The sequence below is a fragment of the Aquimarina spongiae genome (assembly GCF_900141785.1).
GTDB lineage: Bacteria > Bacteroidota > Bacteroidia > Flavobacteriales > Flavobacteriaceae > Aquimarina > Aquimarina spongiae.
The window spans coordinates 318,638-338,345 of record NZ_FQYP01000001.1; the positions used below are offsets into that span (position 1 = coordinate 318,638).

General features: G+C 35.6%; 17 protein-coding genes. 16 read left to right on the forward strand and 1 reads right to left on the reverse strand.

Features of this window, described 5'->3' with window-relative positions:
* Positions 1-12: 12 nt before the first annotated feature.
* The 16 genes from BUE24_RS01340 to BUE24_RS01415 all read left to right on the forward strand — a co-directional run bounded on the left by BUE24_RS01340 (position 13) and on the right by BUE24_RS01415 (position 17,402).
* The gene (locus BUE24_RS01340) at positions 13-1,125 is read left to right on the forward strand and encodes a glycosyltransferase family 4 protein (protein ID WP_073312835.1); all 1,113 of its coding nucleotides are present in this window, start codon (positions 13-15) and stop codon (positions 1,123-1,125) included.
* The gene (locus tag BUE24_RS01345) at positions 1,122-2,243 is read left to right on the forward strand and encodes a glycosyltransferase family 4 protein (RefSeq protein ID WP_073312837.1); all 1,122 of its coding nucleotides are present in this window, start codon (positions 1,122-1,124) and stop codon (positions 2,241-2,243) included. The genes BUE24_RS01340 and BUE24_RS01345 overlap by 4 nt, the downstream gene beginning before the upstream one ends.
* The gene (locus tag BUE24_RS24330; RefSeq protein ID WP_073312839.1) at positions 2,240-2,812 is read left to right on the forward strand and encodes a serine O-acetyltransferase; all 573 of its coding nucleotides are present in this window, start codon (positions 2,240-2,242) and stop codon (positions 2,810-2,812) included. The genes BUE24_RS01345 and BUE24_RS24330 overlap by 4 nt, the downstream gene beginning before the upstream one ends.
* Positions 2,813-2,834: 22 nt before the next feature.
* Entirely contained in the window at positions 2,835-4,319 is a 1,485-nt protein-coding gene (locus BUE24_RS01355; RefSeq protein WP_073312841.1) for an AMP-binding protein, read from the forward strand.
* 15 nt (positions 4,320-4,334) lie between these two features.
* Entirely contained in the window at positions 4,335-4,574 is a 240-nt protein-coding gene (locus tag BUE24_RS01360) for an acyl carrier protein (RefSeq protein WP_073312843.1), read from the forward strand.
* An 11-nt stretch (positions 4,575-4,585) separates the two neighbouring features.
* On the forward strand, positions 4,586-6,031 hold the full coding sequence (locus BUE24_RS01365; RefSeq protein ID WP_073312845.1) for an MBOAT family O-acyltransferase: 1,446 nt from the start codon (positions 4,586-4,588) through the stop codon (positions 6,029-6,031).
* Positions 6,032-6,037: 6 nt separating this feature from the next.
* The gene (locus tag BUE24_RS01370) at positions 6,038-6,988 is read left to right on the forward strand and encodes a hypothetical protein (RefSeq protein WP_073312847.1); all 951 of its coding nucleotides are present in this window, start codon (positions 6,038-6,040) and stop codon (positions 6,986-6,988) included.
* Position 6,989: 1 nt separating this feature from the next.
* Positions 6,990-8,090 (forward strand): EpsG family protein, encoded by a 1,101-nt coding sequence (locus BUE24_RS01375; protein WP_073312849.1) that lies wholly within the window; start codon positions 6,990-6,992, stop codon positions 8,088-8,090.
* A gap of 21 nt (positions 8,091-8,111) precedes the next feature.
* Positions 8,112-9,002, forward strand: coding sequence for a glycosyltransferase family 2 protein (locus tag BUE24_RS01380; RefSeq protein ID WP_073312851.1), 891 nt, complete (start codon positions 8,112-8,114; stop codon positions 9,000-9,002).
* Entirely contained in the window at positions 9,002-10,141 is a 1,140-nt protein-coding gene (locus BUE24_RS01385) for a glycosyltransferase family 1 protein (RefSeq protein ID WP_073312853.1), read from the forward strand. Before BUE24_RS01380 ends, BUE24_RS01385 begins: the two co-directional genes overlap by 1 nt.
* A 2-nt stretch (positions 10,142-10,143) precedes the next feature.
* Positions 10,144-11,544, forward strand: coding sequence for a phenylacetate--CoA ligase family protein (locus BUE24_RS01390; RefSeq protein ID WP_073312855.1), 1,401 nt, complete (start codon positions 10,144-10,146; stop codon positions 11,542-11,544).
* Positions 11,545-11,559: 15 nt separating this feature from the next.
* Entirely contained in the window at positions 11,560-12,606 is a 1,047-nt protein-coding gene (locus BUE24_RS01395; protein ID WP_073312857.1) for a glycosyltransferase, read from the forward strand.
* Between the two features lie 14 nt (positions 12,607-12,620).
* The gene (locus BUE24_RS01400; protein ID WP_073312859.1) at positions 12,621-14,030 is read left to right on the forward strand and encodes an MBOAT family O-acyltransferase; all 1,410 of its coding nucleotides are present in this window, start codon (positions 12,621-12,623) and stop codon (positions 14,028-14,030) included.
* A 6-nt stretch (positions 14,031-14,036) separates the two neighbouring features.
* On the forward strand, positions 14,037-14,972 hold the full coding sequence (locus tag BUE24_RS01405; protein ID WP_139241890.1) for an SGNH/GDSL hydrolase family protein: 936 nt from the start codon (positions 14,037-14,039) through the stop codon (positions 14,970-14,972).
* A 132-nt stretch (positions 14,973-15,104) separates the two neighbouring features.
* Positions 15,105-16,436 (forward strand): MBOAT family O-acyltransferase, encoded by a 1,332-nt coding sequence (locus BUE24_RS01410; RefSeq protein WP_342039409.1) that lies wholly within the window; start codon positions 15,105-15,107, stop codon positions 16,434-16,436.
* Between the two features lie 3 nt (positions 16,437-16,439).
* On the forward strand, positions 16,440-17,402 hold the full coding sequence (locus BUE24_RS01415; RefSeq protein ID WP_073312864.1) for an SGNH/GDSL hydrolase family protein: 963 nt from the start codon (positions 16,440-16,442) through the stop codon (positions 17,400-17,402).
* 52 nt (positions 17,403-17,454) lie between these two features.
* Here the strand turns inward: BUE24_RS01415 and BUE24_RS01420 are convergent, their stop codons facing one another.
* Complete coding sequence (locus BUE24_RS01420; RefSeq protein ID WP_170864527.1) at positions 17,455-19,428, reverse strand: right-handed parallel beta-helix repeat-containing protein; 1,974 nt, start codon at positions 19,426-19,428, stop codon at positions 17,455-17,457.
* Between the last annotated feature and the right edge of the window lie 280 nt (positions 19,429-19,708).

The window sequence follows — 19,708 nt, forward strand, 5'->3', positions numbered from 1 at the left end:
AACTGCTGAGTGATGAGACTGGTTTATATTGTAAATAGAATCGATGGCCCTGGTGGATTAGAAAGAGTACTTTCTATAAAAGCCAGCCGGCTAGCTGATCATTACAATTACGATATACATGTGGTTACCTTAAACCAAAATACCAACGAACTTTTTTATCAATTTAGCCCAAAAATTAAATATCATAATATTAATGCAACGGGCAATCCTTTGGTTCATGCATACAAATATGCCAAAGGACTGAGAAAAGTGATTAAAAAGATAAAGCCCGATGTGATTGCAGTTTGTGATGACGGATTGAAAGGATTTCTGGTACCAAAAATTTTAAATAAGCCGTGTCCGATGATTTATGAACGGCATGTTTCTAGAAACGCCGTGATCAAACAAGGAGCTAAATCTTTGGTTTCAAAAATATCTGACCGTGTAAAATCGGCACTGATGAATTTTGGAGGGAGATCTTATGATCATTTTGTAGTACTTACCAAAGGTAATCTGGAAGAATGGACTTTTAAGAACTTAAAGGTAATTCCTAATCCATTGTCATTCTATCCAGAGGAAAAAAGTACACTTGATAACAAGAAAGTGCTTGCTGTTGGTAAGCAAAGCTATCAAAAAGGATATGATCGTTTACTGAAGAGTTGGAAGACAGTTGTAGATAGACATCCCCAGTGGGAGCTGGATGTGTATGGTACTATAGATAAGAATCAAAAGCTGGATGATTTAGCTCAGCAATTAGAGATAACAGATAAGGTGAATTTTTACCCGCCTGTGAGAAACATAGCCGAAAAATACCAACAAGCATCGTTATATACGATGTCTTCCAGATATGAAGGGTTCGGAATGGTGCTTACGGAAGCGATGGCGTATGGAGTTCCCTGTATTTCATTTGATTGCCCCTATGGACCTTCAGATATTATTTCGCATCAGGAAAATGGAATTTTGGTAGAGAACGGAGATGTAGATGGGTTTGCCCAAGCCATTCTCACGCTTATCGAAAATGAAGAGGAAAGAAAGTCCTTTGGAGCAAGTGCTAAAGAAGCGGTGAAAAAATACCTTCCAGAGAAAATAGGAGAGGAGTGGGATACTCTTTTTAGAAGTCTAACAAATACAACAGTATCTGCATGAAAATCCTTTTTATCATAGATCAGGTGTATTTGCATGGAGGTATAGAACGAGTACTTTCGATTAAGGCAAACTATTTTGCGAAGCAAGAAGGTAATCAAGTTTATGTGGTAACCAGTGAGCAAAAGAATAACAAGCCTTGCTATTTTTTTGATGAACGGATAAAGTTTCAGGATTTGGGAATTAATTACAATAGGTATAAATCCTATTTTCATCCCAAAAACCTGTTGAAATTACCAGGTCATATCGGGAAAACAAAATCGGTCATTAAAAAGTTGCAACCTGATGTGGTTGTAGTTTGTAGCCATAGTGCAGACACCTATTTTGTTCCGTTTTTGGTAAAACGCGTTCCTAAAGTAAAAGAGTTTCATTATTCAAAATTTATTGAAGAAGGAAAGCGTAAACGTCCCGGAGTTTTCAAGAAATGGTTTTTTAGGTTTGCAGATTATGTAGAGTCAAAATATGACAAGTTAGTCATCTTAAATAATGATGAGTCTAACTATTACAAGAGCAATAACACAGTGGTTATTCCTAATCCGTTGACGTTCTATCCTAATGAAGTTTCCAAAGGTACTGCCAAAAGAATTATTACGGCAGGTAGAATAGCACACGTAAAGGGATATGATATACTAATTGATATTTGGAAATTGGTTCAGAAAAATAAGACCGATTGGCAACTTCATATCTTTGGAGATGGAGATAAAGGATATACGAAAAAATTACAGGATAAAATAGATAAAGAAGAACTAGGCGACAGTTTACAACTCAAAGGATCTACGTCAAATATTCAAGGAGAGCTATTGGACTCTTCTATTTTTGTAATGAGTTCGCATAACGAATGTTTTCCTTTGGTACTATTAGAAGCGCAAGCCTGTGGTTTACCTATTGTATCATTTGATTGTCCATATGGTCCAAGAAATATTGTAGATACAAAAAACGGGATTTTAATACCTATTTATAATAATGAGACTTTTGCAGATCAATTATATCAACTGATGAATGATTCAGATCGGATCAAGGAAATGGGTAAAAATGCAAGAGATAATGCACAACAGTATCAATTAGAGCCCGTAATGGGGATGTGGAAAAATATGTTTAATCAATTAATTGATAAGTCATGAGATCGTTAATCATCAATTTCTATAAACTGTTTTTGTTTCCTCATGTACTTTTGTACTATAGAAGTAGAAACAAATCAGCCATAGATATGGATATTGATCGTTGGGCTTCTGCCAAAGGACTTACAGGAAGTCGAAGATCCTTATTATTAAGTTTTTTGGCGACTTCTCCTGATTTCAGAACAGTATTCTATCATAGAAACAGAGGTATGTTAGCTTCTTTATTGAATATCTATTGTAGAAAAGAAAAATATTTTAGAATCGATATCAGTACCAAACTAGGTGGAGGGATTCTTACCGGACATCCATACAGCACTATTTTGAATGCAGAGGAGATCGGAGAGAATTTTTACGTCAATCATCTGGTAACTCTTGGTGAAGTTGATGGTAAAAGACCAACCATAGGAAATAATGTTTCTGTATATACGGGAGCCATTATTATTGGAGATATAAAAATTGGGAACAACAGTATTGTAGGAGCTGGATCCGTTGTGGTAAAGGATGTTCCCGATAATTGTGTAGTAGTAGGAAACCCTGCTAAAATCATTAAAAAAGACGGAAATAAAGTATAATTAAATTCTAAATTGGGGGATTATGAATTTGATATTAGATATACAAAAGGCAATAGAAACCAACTATGAACGCAATGCCTTTTGCATTAAAGAACAGTATTATAGTTACCAACAGTTTGCACAGGTTATTTCGGGCATAAGAAGTGCCATCCAGCAATCGGTAAAAAAGGAAGAAATTAATATTGGTTTGGTTACCAATGATGATATCCAAACCTATGCTTCTATCATTGCACTTTGGATGGAAGGTAAAGCATATGTGCCATTAAATCCTGAGTTTCCAGAAAGCAGAAACCAAATGGTGGCAGATTTGGCTGATATTGTTACTGTTTTAGACTCTTCAGAAAAAGAAGTGTTTGTCGAAACCAAAACAATTCTAACCAGACATTTAGATACAACCAATATAGATCTAAAACCAAATGTGGTTGCTGCAACTGATCTTGCCTATATTTTCTTCACTTCGGGAACTACAGGTACACCAAAGGGAGTGCCGATTACTTTTAGTAACCTTTCTAGTTTTATGGATGCATTTTGGGCACTGGATTATCCCATTACCAAAGAAGATAGGTGTTTACAAATGTTTGAGTTGACCTTTGATCTTTCAGTAATGTCTTATCTGGCACCAATGCTCAAAGGTGCTTGTACGTATACCATACCCAAAGATAAAATAAAATATAGCTATATTTTTGAGTTGATGGAGGATTACGAGCTTACTTTTATGCTAATGGTTCCTTCGATTTTACATTATTTACGCCCGTATTTTGATGAAATCAACTGTCCGGCCATGAAGTACAGTTTGTTTTGTGGAGAAGCATTACCATTGGATGTTACTGAAGAGTGGAGTAACTGTGTTCCTAATGCCACAATTGCTAATGTATATGGCCCTACCGAATGTACCATATTTTGTACAGATTACACCTATGTTAGAAACGGAACAAACAAAACCCACAATGGGGTATTGACCATAGGGAAGGATATGAAAAATACAACTACAATTATTGTAGATGACGAGAATAATGAAGTTGCTGTAGGAGAAAGTGGAGAGTTATGTTTGAGTGGTGATCAACTTACCCCCGGGTATTGGAAAAATGAAACCAAGAATAAAAAAGTATTCTTTGATAAAGAATACAATGGGAAAAACACTAGGTTTTACAGAACAGGTGATTTGTGTAATGTGGATCACGAAGGTGATATTTTGTATTTGGGAAGAGTTGATTTTCAGGCTAAAATTCAAGGGTTTAGAGTAGAGTTATCCGAAATCGAGTTTCATGCCAAAGCAGGATTGGATAAGACCAATGCCGTAGCGATAGCTTTTACCAATAGGATTCATAACACAGAGATTGGGTTGGTAATAGAAGGCGAAGCTATGGATACGAATGATTTGGTAGTGTATATGAAAGGTAAATTGCCTGCTTATATGATACCAACACAAATAAAATTTATACAGAACTTTCCTTTAAACACCAACGGGAAAATAGATAGAAAGAAATTAAAAGAAATGTTTAGTTAAGAAAACAGAGTTCATATGGAAATTAGTACTATAAAAGAAAGAATAAGTAATGTGTTGACCTCTATTTTGGAACACAGTAACTTCGAAATGCACGACGAATTAACGGCCAAAGATGTAGATGGATGGGATTCATTATCACATATGATGATCATTACCAAAATTGAAGAAGAATTTGGTATTCGTTTTAAACTAAGAGAGTTAAATAAGCTTAAAAACATGGGAGCTTTGGTCTCCTTAGTACAAAGTAAGGCATAAGTCGACTCAGCATGGTATTCAATTCTTTCGATTTTCTGGCATTTATTATTCCCGTATTACTACTGTACTGGCTGGTTTTCAAGAAATCCGATGTGTCACAAAACATATTGTTGTTGGTTTCCAGTTTGGTATTCTATGCATGGGCAGATTGGCGGTTTTTGGTATTGTTGATTGCCAGTACGTTGATTAACTATGCGCTAGGAATTAAAATTGCACAAACCGAAGAGGATAAGAAAAGAAGTGTATTTCTGTACCTGGGATTGATCTTTAACGTAGGCTTGTTATTGTATTTTAAGTATGCCAACTTTTTCTATCAAGGATTTTACGACATACTTCAGGTTTTTGGATCCAGTGTAAGTCATAATACTTTGCAGATTATCCTACCGCTAGGGATTAGTTTCTTTACTTTTCAAACCCTTGGATATCTTATCGATGTATTCAATGAAGAAATAGAACCTAGTAAAGATCTACTGCGTTTTTCTGTTTTTGTCACATTTTTTCCTAAGATATTATCGGGACCAATCGAAAGAGCTGCAGGACTATTACCACAACTCGAGGAGAAGAGAACCTTCTCTTACCCAGTAATGGTAGACGGATTGCGTCAAATTTTATGGGGATTTTTTGCCAAAGTAGTTATTGCAGAAAATTGTGCAGCTATAGTGAATCCTATTTTTAATGACTATCAAGCACAGTCAGGAAGCACATTGCTGTTGGGTACGTTTTTCTATGCAATTCAGTTGTATGCAGATTTTTCTGGATATTCAAACATGGCGATTGGAGTAGGAAAACTATTCGGTATTCAATTAATGCGAAACTTTTCCACTCCGTTCTTTTCAACAAACATTGCTGATTTTTGGAGAAAATGGCATATTTCATTAACTACCTGGATGATGGATTATGTGTTTACTCCACTATCCTTTATTTTGAGAAGACATCAAAAAAGAGGATTAATGCTCTCTATCGTGGCTACTTTTATTCTGGTAGGTTTTTGGCATGGTGCCAATTGGACCTTTGTGGTGTATGGACTGTGTCACGGTCTTTATTTTATACCGCTGGTGTATTCAGGGAAGATGAATGCTTCTGAAGTTGTAGCCGAGGGTAAAGTACTTCCTTCTTTTAAAGAATTAGGTAAAATGATTTTGTTGTTTTTGCTGATTATGCTAACCGATGTTTTTTTTAGAGCAAACAATGTCGTAGAGGCATTTGATTATTTTGGGAAAATATTCTCAGGGTCTTTGTTTGATTTTCCTTCGATATTAATGGGAAGCAATTCGCTAATTACACTAGGATTGATTTCACTTTTTGTAGCCGTAGAGTGGATACATCGAGGGAAAAAGCATGATTTTGAGTTGAGTACATATCCGGTATGGATACGTTGGAGTTCTTATGTATTTATCTTTGTGTTATTGTTATTTTTCGGTAAAAGTGCAGAAACATTCATATATTTTCAATTTTAGACGATCATGAAAAAGTTCATTTTAAAACTTAGCTTATTTTCTACCATTTGTTTGGGTATCGTCACTTTTGTATTGATGAACTATGGAGGGAATATTGACTATTTCTACGAGAAATTTACTACCCCAAAGACAAAATCGATGATTGTAGGGGATTCCAGAAGTTTTCAAGGGATTCAACCAGCTGTAATCAATGAGTATTTTAAAGATACCGAATATAATGCCCCGATGCTGAATTATAGTTTTACGATTGCTCAGGCGATCATCGGACCTTTGTATAATGAAAGCATTTATAAGAAATTAGATGAGTCAGCAGATAATGGTATATTTATCATTTCGGTAACTCCAGAGATGTTAACGGTACACGAAGGGTATGACAATGCTGTAGGAGAGTATAGAGAAGAAGGGCAACCACCTCATAATATGAATTTTGTAAATACGAATCCTAATTATGAGTATTTGGTAAAAAACTTATCGTTTTTTCATTTTAGAGCCATGTTTCGTCAAAAGTCAAAAGTACATAAGGATGGATGGTTAGAAGAAACCAATTTGCCAACAGATGAGAAAGTGTTCGAAGATTGGAAAAAAAATCAAATAGCGATGTTTTTGAAGGATGCCAAGAAATCAAAGTTGTCAGAGGTGAGGATTCAAAGTTTATCAGATTTGATCAACAAATTGAAGCAACACGGGCATGTGTTTTTGGTAAGAATGCCAATTTCAAAAGAATTTTTGAGTTACGAAGAACAATATTTTCCAACATTTGGGAATGTTATTGATAAGGTTGCAAAATCAAATGATATATCTTATTTTGATTTTAATTTAGGGGAGATGAAATATAAGACTTATGATGGACATCATATAGATAAATTTTCGGGAAAAGAATTTACAAAAGTCTTATCAGATTCTATTTTTAATAGTAAAAAAAAACGAAAAAGAGTAGCTGAACATAGCGTAAACTAATATGAATACCTTTATTCCTATAGATTGGTATTATCCGTTGTATCTTAATCTGTGCTTCTTTTTAGTACTTTTTACGCTATTGCATACCCGAATTTTAAATATGAGCGAGCCTAAAAACTTGGCTTTTATCAATGTAACGGGATATGTACTATTGGCTTTTTTAATTTTTCATATTGGTCAAAGACCCGCCAGCCATAGGTTTGGAGATACGATCAATTACTATAGAACTTTTCAGCATTACAGTACGGGAGGAGAGATTCTTACGGTCAATGACTATGGATGGCATGTATTTATGAAGACTATGGCTAGCTTTTCCTCTATTCATACTTTTTTTACCCTTTGTGCTTTCTTTTACATTTTTCCGATGTATAAGATTTCCAAGGTGTATTTCAAGGACTATTGGTACTATGCGTTCATCATGTTCGTGGTTTCGTTTTCCTTTTGGACCTATGGAGTGAATGGGATGCGTAATGGTGCAGCTTGTTCTATTTTCCTTTGGGGATTCAGTTACCATAAAACCAACAAGGTAGTTATGGGGCTCTTATTTCTGGTAGCTTCATTTTTTCATAAAACCACCTTATTACCCATCTTGGCATTTTTAATGACCTACATCTACAACAATCCAAAATTCTATTTCAAAGGCTGGCTGGCTTGTATACCGCTGTCGCTAGCGATGGGTGGTTTTTGGATTTCATTATTTGCGGGGTTAGGATTTGGAGATGATGACCGGCTATCGGGGTATTTAACTAGTGAAGCTGCAGAGGGGACCTTCTCTAGTACAGGGTTTCGATGGGATTTTCTTTTTCATAGTGCCTTTGCCGTTTTTGCAGGATGGTATTTTGTATTTAAAAAGAAATTGGAAGATCCGGTTTACAATAGATTACTCAATACCTACCTTATCTGTAATGGCTTTTGGATTTTGGTGATTAATGCAAACTATTCCAACAGATTTGCCTACCTGTCTTGGTTTATGATGGCTATCGTAATCGCCTATCCATTTTTGACACAACGATTTTTTAAAAACCAACATTTTTTACTTGGGATGGTAATACTGGTATATTTTGCATTTACCTATTTTATGTATTACTTCTTTTGGGGATAACTCTTAAACTAACTAACAACTATGAAAACAATTACAGTATTCACACCAACTTATAATCGGGCCTACTGTTTGGATCAGTGTTATCAAAGTTTGATACGGCAGACGAATCAAGATTTTCTTTGGTTAATTATTGATGATGGATCTTCTGATAATACCGAAGAACTAGTGAATTCTTGGATTGCTGAAAATAAGATTGCGATACAATATCATTTTCAGGAAAACCTGGGAATGCATGGCGGACATAATGCAGCATATCGTTTGATTGAAACCGAACTTAATGTTTGTATTGATAGTGATGACTTTATGCCGGATGATGCTATCGAAAAAATCCTTGAGAATTGGGAAAAGATTAAAGGGAAGGACAATTTTGCAGGTTTAGTAGGTCTTGATGCTAATACCAAAGGAGATATTATTGGAACCAAAATTCCTGATCATCTTACAGAAACAAGACTCTATGATTTATACCATAAGCATGGTGTTTTGGGAGATAAAAAACTAGTATTCAGAACTGAAGTGGTTAAAAAATATCCACCGTATCCTATTTTTGAAGGTGAACGTTTTGTTCCTCTTGGGTACCTGTATCAACTTATAGATCAGGATTACAAACTACTGCCAGTAAATGAGGTGTTTTGTATTGTGGAGTACTTAACCGATGGGTCGAGTATGAACATGCTAAAACAATATCGTAGACACCCTAATGGTTTTGCTTTTTCTAGAAAGAGTAGAATGAAATTAGGAGAGAGCTTTAGAGAGCGTTTCAAAAATGCAATTCACTATGTTTCTTGTGCTTTGTTTACCAAGAATGGATCCTTTTTGACCGAGTCTCCAAGAAAACTAATCACCTTTTTGGCGATCCCGTTTGGAGTAGCATTAAACATGTATATCCGTTTTAAAACCAGAGGAGGAATATAATGGCACCAATAAGGGTATTGCAGGTTTTTACTATCATGAATCGGGGTGGGGCAGAATCAATGATCATGAATTATTATCGAAATATTGATCGCGATCAAGTTCAATTCGATTTTTTGGTGCATCGCAAAGAAAAAGCAGCATTTGATGAAGAAATAGAACGTTTAGGAGGTAAGATCTATAAACTAGATCCTATCAACCCTGTTTCTCCTGGGAAATACTATGAGGCACTAAGAATTTTTTTTAAAGAGCATAGTGACTACGCTATTGTACATTCTCATCTCAATACCTTTAGTAATTTTCCGCTCAAAATAGCCAAAGAATTCAATATCCCTTGTCGGATTGCTCATGCACATATCGCAATTTCCGAAATCAATCTATCCAGTATTCGTAAAGAAGGGCTAAAAGAAACAGCAAAGAAATGGATCAAGTTTCGATTAAGGCAAAAAGTAAAGGATAACACTACCCATCTTTTTTCTTGTGGTGAGAAGGCAGGAAAGTGGCTTTTTGGCAAAGAGAGCTCATTTCAATTGATGAATAATGCGATTGATAGTAAGAAGTTCGCATATAACGAGGATGTTGCAAGAACCTATATGAATACACTAAACATAAAAGAAGATACCCTGGTATTGGGGCATGTAGGACGCTATGCTAGCCAAAAGAATCATGCTTTTTTGATCGATATTTTTGCAGCTACACTCAAAAAAAATCAGAACTGCGTATTGATTTCGGTAGGAGATGGACCCCTAAGAGCTGGAATAGAACAAAAAGCTAAAGCGTTGGGGATAGAGGATAAGATACTATTTTTGGGAGTTAGAGAAGATATCCCAGCATTGTTTCAGGTGTTTGACATATTTGTTTTTCCATCATTTTATGAAGGTCTTCCAGTTACCTTGATCGAAGCTCAGGCGGCTGGTGTGAAAGTAGTGGCATCCGATACTATTACTTCTGAAGTACATGTTACCGATGAGATTGCTTTTTTATCACTGCAAAAAGAAGCCGATGTATGGGCCAAAACGATATTGAAGACAGATACCTCAAAAAAGGGGCAAAACACTGATAAAATTATCGATGCAAATTATGATATTGTTTCCAATACCTTAGCGATGGAGAAATTTTACTTAGAACAATCAGCGATATAGCTATGGCAGGGATAAAAGAGAAAATATATAATAACATGCCATATCCTTTTAAGTTTATATTGTTGAATATAAAAGGATACTTAAATAGCAAACAGCGCTATAACAAAGAGTTCGAAGGCTATTTGAAAGAGCATATCCAATTGTGGGATGCGGATATAGAAACGGTAACTCGTTTTCAGGACAAAAGATTAGCCATGTTGTTGTCGGAAGTCCTGGAACATTCGGAGTGGTATGGCGATATCATGAAAAAGTTGAATATTACTGAAGAGGATATTCAAAATTCACCCAAAGAAGTATTGTCCAAAATGCCGATACTTAAAAAATCTGAACGGAAAAATGAAGTAGAACGTTTGGTAAATAAAAAACGTGAAACTGCAATGGTGGGGCATACTAGTGGTACTTCTGGATCTCCTACTATAGATTATATAGATCGAGATTCGATCAATATATCTTTTGCACTATGGAAACGATTTCATCACGTGATTGGCATACAACCCAAAAGCAGACAAGTTCGGTTTTCTGGTCGATTAATCGTGGATACAACCACCAAAAAACCTCCGTTTTGGGTATATAATTATTTCGAGAGACAACTGTTAATGTCTACCTATCATCTTACCGATGCTAACTTGGAGCATTACATCAAAAAACTAAATTCCTTCAGGCCAGAATTACTGGATGGCTATCCTTCTGCAATTTATATCATTAGTAAATACATTAATCAGAATGGTATTCAATTAACGTTTACGCCAAAAGCAATAGCAGTAACCGCAGAGACCTTGTATGATTATCAGCGAGAAGAAATACAGAAGGCATTTGGTTGTCATGTGTATAACCAATACGCTTCTAGCGAAGGAAGCCCTTTTATTACCGAATGTGTTGAGGGGAATTTGCATCTTAATTTAGATTCTGGAGTTTTTGAATTTATTAATACCAAAGGAGAGCCTGCACAACCTGGAGAAATTGCAAAGCTGGTGGTAACTAGTTTTATTAATTACAAAACCCCGTTAATACGCTACGATATAGGGGACACAGTTCTGTTATCTCCTGCAGATAAAGAATGTCCGTGTGTGTGCAATATGCCCATTATAGAAAAGATTATAGGTAGGGAAGACGATATTCTGTGGACCGAAGAAAAAGGATACGTTGGCAGAATGGATACTGCGTACAAAGGATTGCATGGCATTGTTAAAAGTCAGATCATTCAGGAAAGTCCGGATAAAATTGTCGTCAATCTAATACCTGATCAAGGATATAACGAATCAATACAAGATCAATTGCTTAAGAATTTAAAAGATAGATTAGGAGAGCAAATCGAATATAAGATTTGTGTAGTAGAAGATATTCCTTTGGGACCTAATGGTAAGTTTGATGCAGTGAAAAGAAACTTTGAGTTACAACTTTAAAACCAATACAATACGTTGACAATTTTACATTTAATAACAGGTTTAAGTGGTGGTGGAGCCGAACATATGGTTTTGGAGCTTGCGGGTCAAACTGTGGGTACTGCAGATAAGACAATTGCAGTTTCTGTGTCTAACAGAAAACAAATCCAGCATAAATTTGAAGAAAAAGGTATTGAGTGTCACTTTTTGAACATTACTTCTCCAAAATCCATATTACCTGGACTCAAGAAATTAAAAGAAATATGTACTAAAGAAAAGGAGTTGGTTTTTCATTGTCATATGTTTCATGCTTTTGCCTTTGGATTGCTATTTAAGCTTTTCTTCAAAAATGTACCTATTGTTTTTACGCTACATACCAATAAAGTAAAACAGTCTTATCGTAGAGTTTTACTGTTTGTGACAAAAATCTTTAGAAAAAAGGATATTATTTTCAGTGTAAACTCCAAAAAATGGTATTTAAAGAATAGTGTAGCCATACCAAATGGAGTAGATACCAGTCGCTTTGATGATTCGGTAAAAAAAATTAATGATCCTTTTGTTTTTCTGTTTTTAGGAAGACTAACCGAACCCAAAAACCCTTTGTTTTTGATCGAATTGGTCAAAAGATTAAAAAATGCTGAAAAAGAGAACTTTGTGATTCATGTTGTTGGCGATGGGGGGTACAGAGAAGCACTGGAACAAGCGATAACTAAAGAACATTTTTCAGAATACATACAGTTGTTTGGTCACCAAAATGATGTGCCAAAATACCTTAAAGATGCCAATTGTTTAATCATTACTTCTTTGTGGGAAGGAATGCCAGTTTCTATTATAGAAGCAGGAGCATCGCGATTACCAGTAATTTCAACGCCAGTGGGAAGTATTCCCGATTTTTTGAATGCCGAAAACGCTTACCTTACTCATTTGGATGGTTTTCATGAAGCAGCTATTTCGGTAATGACCAATTATGATGCAGCTTTACAAAAAGCAGAGGTTTTGTATGCGTTAGTCAAGAAACAGTATGATATCAATGAAGTGTATAATTTACATCTAGAATTGTATAGAAGCGCTATAAAAGGATAATAAACAGAATAACTATGCTATTTAACTCTTTTGATTTTTTTGTCTTTCTACCGATAGTATTGGTATGCTATTGGTTGTTGGCTAAAAGTATCAAATGGCAGAATGTGTTGCTGTTGATCGCTAGTTATGTGTTCTATGGCTGGTGGGATTGGCGTTTTCTATCACTGATAGCATTAAGTACGATTGTGGATTATTTTGTAGGCTTCAAGGTGTATAGATCTGATGATAAAATAATAAAAAAGAGATGGCTTTGGGTAAGTGTGTTTTTTAATATTGGGTTGTTGGGCTTTTTTAAATACTTCAATTTTTTTGTGGGTTCCTGGATAGAGCTATTTGCATCTTTGGGGTACACCTATCAAGATGTTTGGACGCTCAGTATCGTATTGCCTGTAGGGATTTCTTTTTATACGTTTCAAACCATGTCGTATTCCATCGATATTTATCGAGGGAAACTAGAACCTACAAAAGACTTTGTTGCTTTTGCAGCGTTCGTTAGTTTCTTTCCACAATTGGTGGCAGGACCTATCGAAAGAGCCACCAATTTGGTTCCTCAGTTTTTGAAACCACGAACGTTTACCTATGATGCGCTTTCAAAAGGAGGGAAGCTGATGATCTGGGGATTCTTTTTGAAGTTAGTTGTAGCCGATAGAGCAGCCATATATGTAAATGCAGTATATAACAATATTGAAAGCCATGATGGATTGAGTTTTATCGCAGCTACCATACTTTTTGCATTTCAGATCTATGGAGATTTTGCAGGGTATTCTTTGATTGCGATTGGTACAGCCAAATTGTTTGGTTTTGACTTGATGACTAATTTTAGAAGACCCTATTTTGCGGCTTCTGTAAGTGAGTTTTGGACTCGTTGGCATATATCCTTGTCTACCTGGTTTAGAGATTATTTGTACATCCCATTAGGAGGAAATAGAGTTTCAAAACCAAGATGGTTGTATAATCTATTTATTACGTTCTTGATTAGTGGTTTATGGCATGGTGCTAACTGGACCTTTGTAGCCTGGGGAGCATTAAATGGGGTGTATTTGATCGCAGAAGCATTACTGTTTAAAAAAGGCCGTAAAGGACTGCATAACGTGTTGTTGACTTTTGTCTTGATCAATTTATCCTGGGTCTTTTTTAGAGCGAATAGTATCAATAATGCTTTATCCATGATCAGTGAAATGCTTACCAATCCAGGTAGGCTATATATAGGTAGTGGAGACGATATCGCAGCTTCGCTGTATGCTACTTTGGCGATAGCGATGTTGGTGCTGGTAGAAACCAAAAAAGAATATTTTAATTCGTTGTTTACCATTTCCAATAATAGGTTGGAGCTTATCCGATTGGTTGGATATGCTATTGTCGTATTTATGATATTGTATTTTGGGGTGTTTGGAGAGAGTCAATTTATTTATTTTCAGTTTTAGAATCGGATGAAAAAAGAATTTACATCGTCACTCATAAAGATCATGAAGTTTGTCATCATTTTATTGATGATTGATTTTTTGTTGGGTACGATTGCAAAACAGATATTCTTTAGTCAGGACACTGGAAAGTTTGCAAGAGCGACACATGTGATCGAGGATAGTGAAGCCAAAGTCATGGTATTTGGTAGTTCGCATGCACATCGTCATTATGTACCCAAGGTATTCGAACAAGAATTACAAACTACTTGTTATAATGCGGGAGCAGAAGGTCAACAATTGTTGTTTCACACAGCCCTACAACAAATGGTATTAAAAAGATCAAAGCCGGATTTGTTACTTCTCAATATAGACGAAGATTTTCTGTATAGTTCAAGAGAAGCATATGATCGATTGGCAGATTTACATCCTTATTATTCGGATCATCGTGATGTGTTGAAACCAATTTTGGAGATGGGGTCGCCAGGAATCGATTTTAAATTGTTTTTCAAATCCTTCCAGGCAAATTCAACTTTGATACATGCGTTACGCTATTATGCTTCTCCTCAATTAGATCAAAAAGGATATAGGCCTCTATATGGTAAAGTAAAGCCTTCCAAAAACTTAAAAAGGTTTGAAAATCTGGAAGCGGGAGATGATATTGATCCCAATTTCGTTATCACGCTAGAGCGTTTTATTGCAGAAGCGAAAGATTATGGAGTACCATTGGTTTTTGTGACCTCGCCCAATCTGTTAGTTACTGATTATACCAACAACGAGTCTTTATCCAAAATAAGAGAAATTGCCAGGAAAGAACAGGTGTTGTTGTTGGATTTTTTTAATTCTGAAACATTTTTGGAACAATACCAGTTGTTTCATGATACATCGCACCTCAATAATGATGGAGCAGAATTGTTTACCAAGTTGGTTGCAGATAGGATTAAAGAATTGCAACACTCCAAATGATTATAAGAAAACAAATAGAAGTTGAATTAGATATGAATTTTAGAATTACCAGATATGCTTTTTAACTCTTTAGAATTTTTTGTCTTTTTACCAGTAGTTTTTCTATTGTACTGGTTCGTAGTACATAAAAATTTGAAACTTCAGAATTTTCTGGTACTTGTAGCTAGTTACGTGTTTTACGGATGGTGGGATTACAGGTTTTTATCATTGATAGCACTAAGTACGGTTGTGGATTATTTTATCGGTATTAGTATTCATGAATCAGATAACAAAAAAATCCGTAAGCGATTATTGTTCTTGAGTGCATTATTCAATTTAGGGTTATTAGGATTTTTCAAATATTACAATTTCTTTGTGGATTCTTGGATCGATTTGTTAGCTTCTATTGGATATACAGTAGAAAGCACATGGACACTAAAGGTAATATTGCCCGTAGGAATATCCTTTTATACCTTCCAAACCATGTCGTATTCTATTGATATTTATAGAAAACAAATGAAACCCACCAGAGATTTTGTTGCTTTTGCGGCATTCGTATCCTTTTTCCCGCAGTTGGTGGCCGGACCTATAGAACGAGCTTCTAATCTACTACCGCAAATGTTGGCCAAAAGAAAGTTTGATAAAACCAAGGCATTAAAAGGTATAGAGTTAATAGTCTGGGGATTGTTTAAAAAGGTGGTGATTGCAGATTCGTTTGCTCCTATTGTGAACGATATTTTTGCGAATTATACCGATTACTCCGGAGGTACATTAATAATGGGAGCAGTGCTCTTTGCCTTCCAGATTTATGGAGATTTTAGTGGATATTCGGATATCGCGATTGGTACGGCCAGACTTTTTGGTTTTGATTTGATGACCAATTTCAATTTTCCTTATTTTTCAAGAAGTATAGGTGAGTTTTGGAGAAAGTGGCACATTTCCTTATCCACATGGTTTAGAGACTACTTATATATCCCTTTAGGAGGTTCCAAAGTAGGGAAGTGGAAAGGAATTAGAAATGTATTTGCTATATTTTTAGTAAGTGGGTTTTGGCATGGGGCTAACTGGACTTTTATTGTCTGGGGAGGGATTCATGCGCTACTTTTTATTCCATCTTTCGTTTTAGGAACCAACCGAAGGCATTTGGAGGATAAGGTTGCCACCACAAGCATTTTGACATATCTAAAAACAACAGCTCAAGTACTCTATACTTTTTTTGTGGTTACCGTAGCATGGGTCTTTTTTAGAGCAGATTCTATTCGAGATGCTTTTCAATATTTGGGAGGCATACAATCACTGAAAGTGGATGCTACTAGTTTTATTATGTATTCTGACATATTATTGATCTTGGTGTTGTTGGTTTTGGATTTTATGCGATACAAAAAGAAGAAAATACACTTTATTTTATGGGTGCTTATGGCTATTGCTATCGTAGGGTCACTCAATAGAGAAATACAAGCAGAGTTTATTTATTTTCAATTTTAGGAGATGAAGTATATTAAAAATATTATCGTTGCTATCGTTATTCTGGAAATACTAAATCTGGGATATGCTGTGATTACCAAAGGATCAGATGCTTTTTTACCGATGACTGGTTTTAATGATCCTCCGTTGTATTATGATATGAACGAATTGTATGGGGTAACCCGGCAAAAGAATAGTAAGCAAATGATTAACTATCCTTGGGGAGGAGTAGTTAACGAAATCAATTCTTTTGGGTTTCGGGATGATGAATTCGATCAGGGAGGAACTCTGGTGGTAGGTAATTCATTTGTAGAAGGGTTTGGAATGGATAATCAGGATCGTTTTTCTGAACTATTAGAGGAGAAGTTGAAAACAAAAGTAAACAATGCTGGGTCAGGAGGGGTTTGGACTCCTGTGCAAGGTATCGTTTTAGTAAAACATCTGTTGAAGGAGAAGGGGCTGAAGTTTGATAAAGTGGTATTTGTGATGACTCCGGGAGAAGTGGTTAATATTGGGCACAGGAATCCAAAAAATGACCCTAATAGGAGCTATCCTTACAGAAACGAAGATAAGATTGAATTCTATGCAGCTAGTAGTAATAGTTTTGGCAATCACCTTTCTTTAACCAGTAAAGTAAAACGATTCAGCAAAAGCTTATTGATGTTTAAATTTTTCAATGTTTTCAAATACTACGGTACTGCCAAAACAAAGAACAAGGACGTTGATTTTGAAAAAGAAAACCTGGATTGGGTTATCAATCAGTTGGAAGCTCAAGATTTGGGGATCACCATTGATATGGTAGTCATTAATAATCTGGGAAGAATTAATATTAAAAATATTCACGATTATAAAAGTAATACTCAACAAGTACGATATCACGTCGTTGATTATCCAGACGGGCTAAGTAACTATTTTGTGGCTAATGGCCATTTAAATGAGAAAGGAAATGAGGTACTTGCCGATCTGCTATTGCCGATCTTTCAATAAATAAAAATCCCGGGTACTACCCGGGATTTTTTATATAATAGTTGTTAGTTTTCTAGTTTGTACAAGTATTCGTATTAGCGATTACGATATTAGTACCTGCCGCTTTCTGATCGATACAGTCTAAATTGGTACCGATTACCGTAATGTTATTATTACCAATATTCAGATTACTACATCCTTGTTGGATTGTAATTCCATCTTGTCCGGTAGATTCGATAGTATTACCTGTAATATCGATATTTTTTGCATTTACTAGGATAATACCTTTCTTGGTTCTATTTTCCATAAAATCTACACCACTTGTTCTACTTATGGTGGTAGATCCTGTAAAATCATTATCGCTAAAGGTAGTCTTGAAACTTTCCTGACCAGCATTTTCGTTTACTGCTACCATCTTAACACTTTCTCTCGCAACACGAACAACATTGTTGTTTCTAAAGGTAACGTTGTCCATAGTGGTAAGGTTACCGAATATGGCGATACTAGCATCTCTATCACTGGTTAATGTATTGTCGTAGATTTCAAAGTTTCTGATATCCTTTGGTTGTATTCCTACACCAAAATCTTCAATAACATTACCGTAAATTTTCATATCTCTTTGATATGCCGCGATACCAATGTTATGACCAATAATTCTATTGTTAGCGATTACGTTGTCGTAAGTATCCGTAGAATTAGGGTGTCCTGTAGTAATTCCTGCACCAATATTATCATCTGCTGCAGCAATAAGGGTATTGCCGATAATCTTTATTCCGTGTCCTGCACCGATAGCAATTCCATCTTCGGTGGTGTTGTTTTCTATAGTAACATCTTCACCAATAGCGACTACAAAAGAACCGAATTTACTTCCTTTTTCAAAGTTGTTTCTAAAAGTAAGATCGTACGCTCTTTCATAAAGAATAAAGTTACCTGCATCATCTTTGCCTCTAAACGCTTCAACATCCATAGCTACACCTGGAGCCATTCCTGGAGAACCTGGCATGTCTATACCGGCATTTAAGAATTGACAACCATCAACTACAATGTTGAACCCATCAGTAATAGACATATTGTTTCGTCTATTGCTATCCATTATACAATTAGTAATTCTAATGTTATTAGATGGAATGTACCCTGCTTCAAAAGTAAACCCGATACTATTCACATCTATCCCGTCTCCAGTACCTAGTATGGTTCTTACACCTACTAAATCTACATTACTTCCTCCGTGAATCATTAATACAAAACCGAAAGCGTGTGGTCCAGGTTGTGAATTATCATCGTGTTCTAAACGATCACCGATAAGATTACCTCCTTCAACTCTTACATTGGAAGCATCCCTAACAGCTAATAACACATAGTTTTTACGACTATTTGGCTGCACTCTTAAATTGGTGTTGTCGGTCATGCGTAGTGTAAAATCCGAAGGTACATTTATCGCTTCTCTAGAAGGGTAAAAGTTCTGATTTGTAGTTGTGCTGGTTACCGTAGCCACTTCAAAGTACGCATCAAATTGATCTACTTCAAAAGTAGTGGCACCCAATGCCTTGGTTTGATTGATAAGACCTTCAAAATTGGCATTGTTAGAAAGCGCTACATCAGTACTTACTCTTCCTTGAACAATATTCTTCCATCGAGAAGGAATAAATTTAAAGATAGGATCTTTTAATTGAACATCTCCTTTTAGTTCTAGGTCAGAATTCATTATTCTTCCATCGATATATCCTCCAGAGAAATTCAAAGTTCCGTTGATAATTAATCCTCCGTCAAAATCAAAATTAACATTGGCAGGTAAGTCAACAGATTTTCCTTGTAAGTCTAATTGACAGTTAATTACAGTTGTAGTATTAGCTTTGATAGAAGAAATATCAAAATCACATGGATCCGTAACTAGATCTGGATCTGGTTCTGGGTCGGGATCAGGATCTGGGTCCGGATCAGGGTTTTCTACTGCATCGGGTACGATTTCCTCAAATGATTCGTTGCTACATGCAACAAAAAGAATAGTTAGGCAAATAACTAGAATGTGGGGGGTCATTCTTTTCATAGCAAAATAAATTTGGTTATGTAATATTTAGTTTCTAAGTAATTATTTCGCCATATATATTTTTAAGGGTTTAGTACAAATAAACGTAATTTCATCGAGAGTATTGTGCATCACGTCGATAAAAAATGTTAAAAATTGCACAAAAAAACTATTTTTATAACAATTGCTTAACACTATTACGGGAACACCGCACAATAAAGTTGCAAAATGGGGCTTTTCCCCCAGACTTCTTAACTTTTTTGCAATTATTTTTGCAATCGCATAATTCTTAAATTTTCTG

Coding starts and splice junctions, on each gene's coding strand:
- BUE24_RS01375 (WP_073312849.1), top strand. CDS start 6,990: ATGAATACCTTTATTCCTATAGATTGGTATTATCCGTTGTATCTTAAT.
- BUE24_RS01385 (WP_073312853.1), top strand. CDS start 9,002: ATGGCACCAATAAGGGTATTGCAGGTTTTTACTATCATGAATCGGGGT.
- BUE24_RS01340 (WP_073312835.1), top strand. CDS start 13: ATGAGACTGGTTTATATTGTAAATAGAATCGATGGCCCTGGTGGATTA.
- BUE24_RS01400 (WP_073312859.1), top strand. CDS start 12,621: ATGCTATTTAACTCTTTTGATTTTTTTGTCTTTCTACCGATAGTATTG.
- BUE24_RS01380 (WP_073312851.1), top strand. CDS start 8,112: ATGAAAACAATTACAGTATTCACACCAACTTATAATCGGGCCTACTGT.
- BUE24_RS01370 (WP_073312847.1), top strand. CDS start 6,038: ATGAAAAAGTTCATTTTAAAACTTAGCTTATTTTCTACCATTTGTTTG.
- BUE24_RS24330 (WP_073312839.1), top strand. CDS start 2,240: ATGAGATCGTTAATCATCAATTTCTATAAACTGTTTTTGTTTCCTCAT.
- BUE24_RS01415 (WP_073312864.1), top strand. CDS start 16,440: ATGAAGTATATTAAAAATATTATCGTTGCTATCGTTATTCTGGAAATA.
- BUE24_RS01420 (WP_170864527.1), bottom strand. CDS start 19,428: ATGAAAAGAATGACCCCCCACATTCTAGTTATTTGCCTAACTATTCTT.
- BUE24_RS01360 (WP_073312843.1), top strand. CDS start 4,335: ATGGAAATTAGTACTATAAAAGAAAGAATAAGTAATGTGTTGACCTCT.
- BUE24_RS01405 (WP_139241890.1), top strand. CDS start 14,037: ATGAAAAAAGAATTTACATCGTCACTCATAAAGATCATGAAGTTTGTC.
- BUE24_RS01390 (WP_073312855.1), top strand. CDS start 10,144: ATGGCAGGGATAAAAGAGAAAATATATAATAACATGCCATATCCTTTT.
- BUE24_RS01365 (WP_073312845.1), top strand. CDS start 4,586: ATGGTATTCAATTCTTTCGATTTTCTGGCATTTATTATTCCCGTATTA.
- BUE24_RS01345 (WP_073312837.1), top strand. CDS start 1,122: ATGAAAATCCTTTTTATCATAGATCAGGTGTATTTGCATGGAGGTATA.
- BUE24_RS01355 (WP_073312841.1), top strand. CDS start 2,835: ATGAATTTGATATTAGATATACAAAAGGCAATAGAAACCAACTATGAA.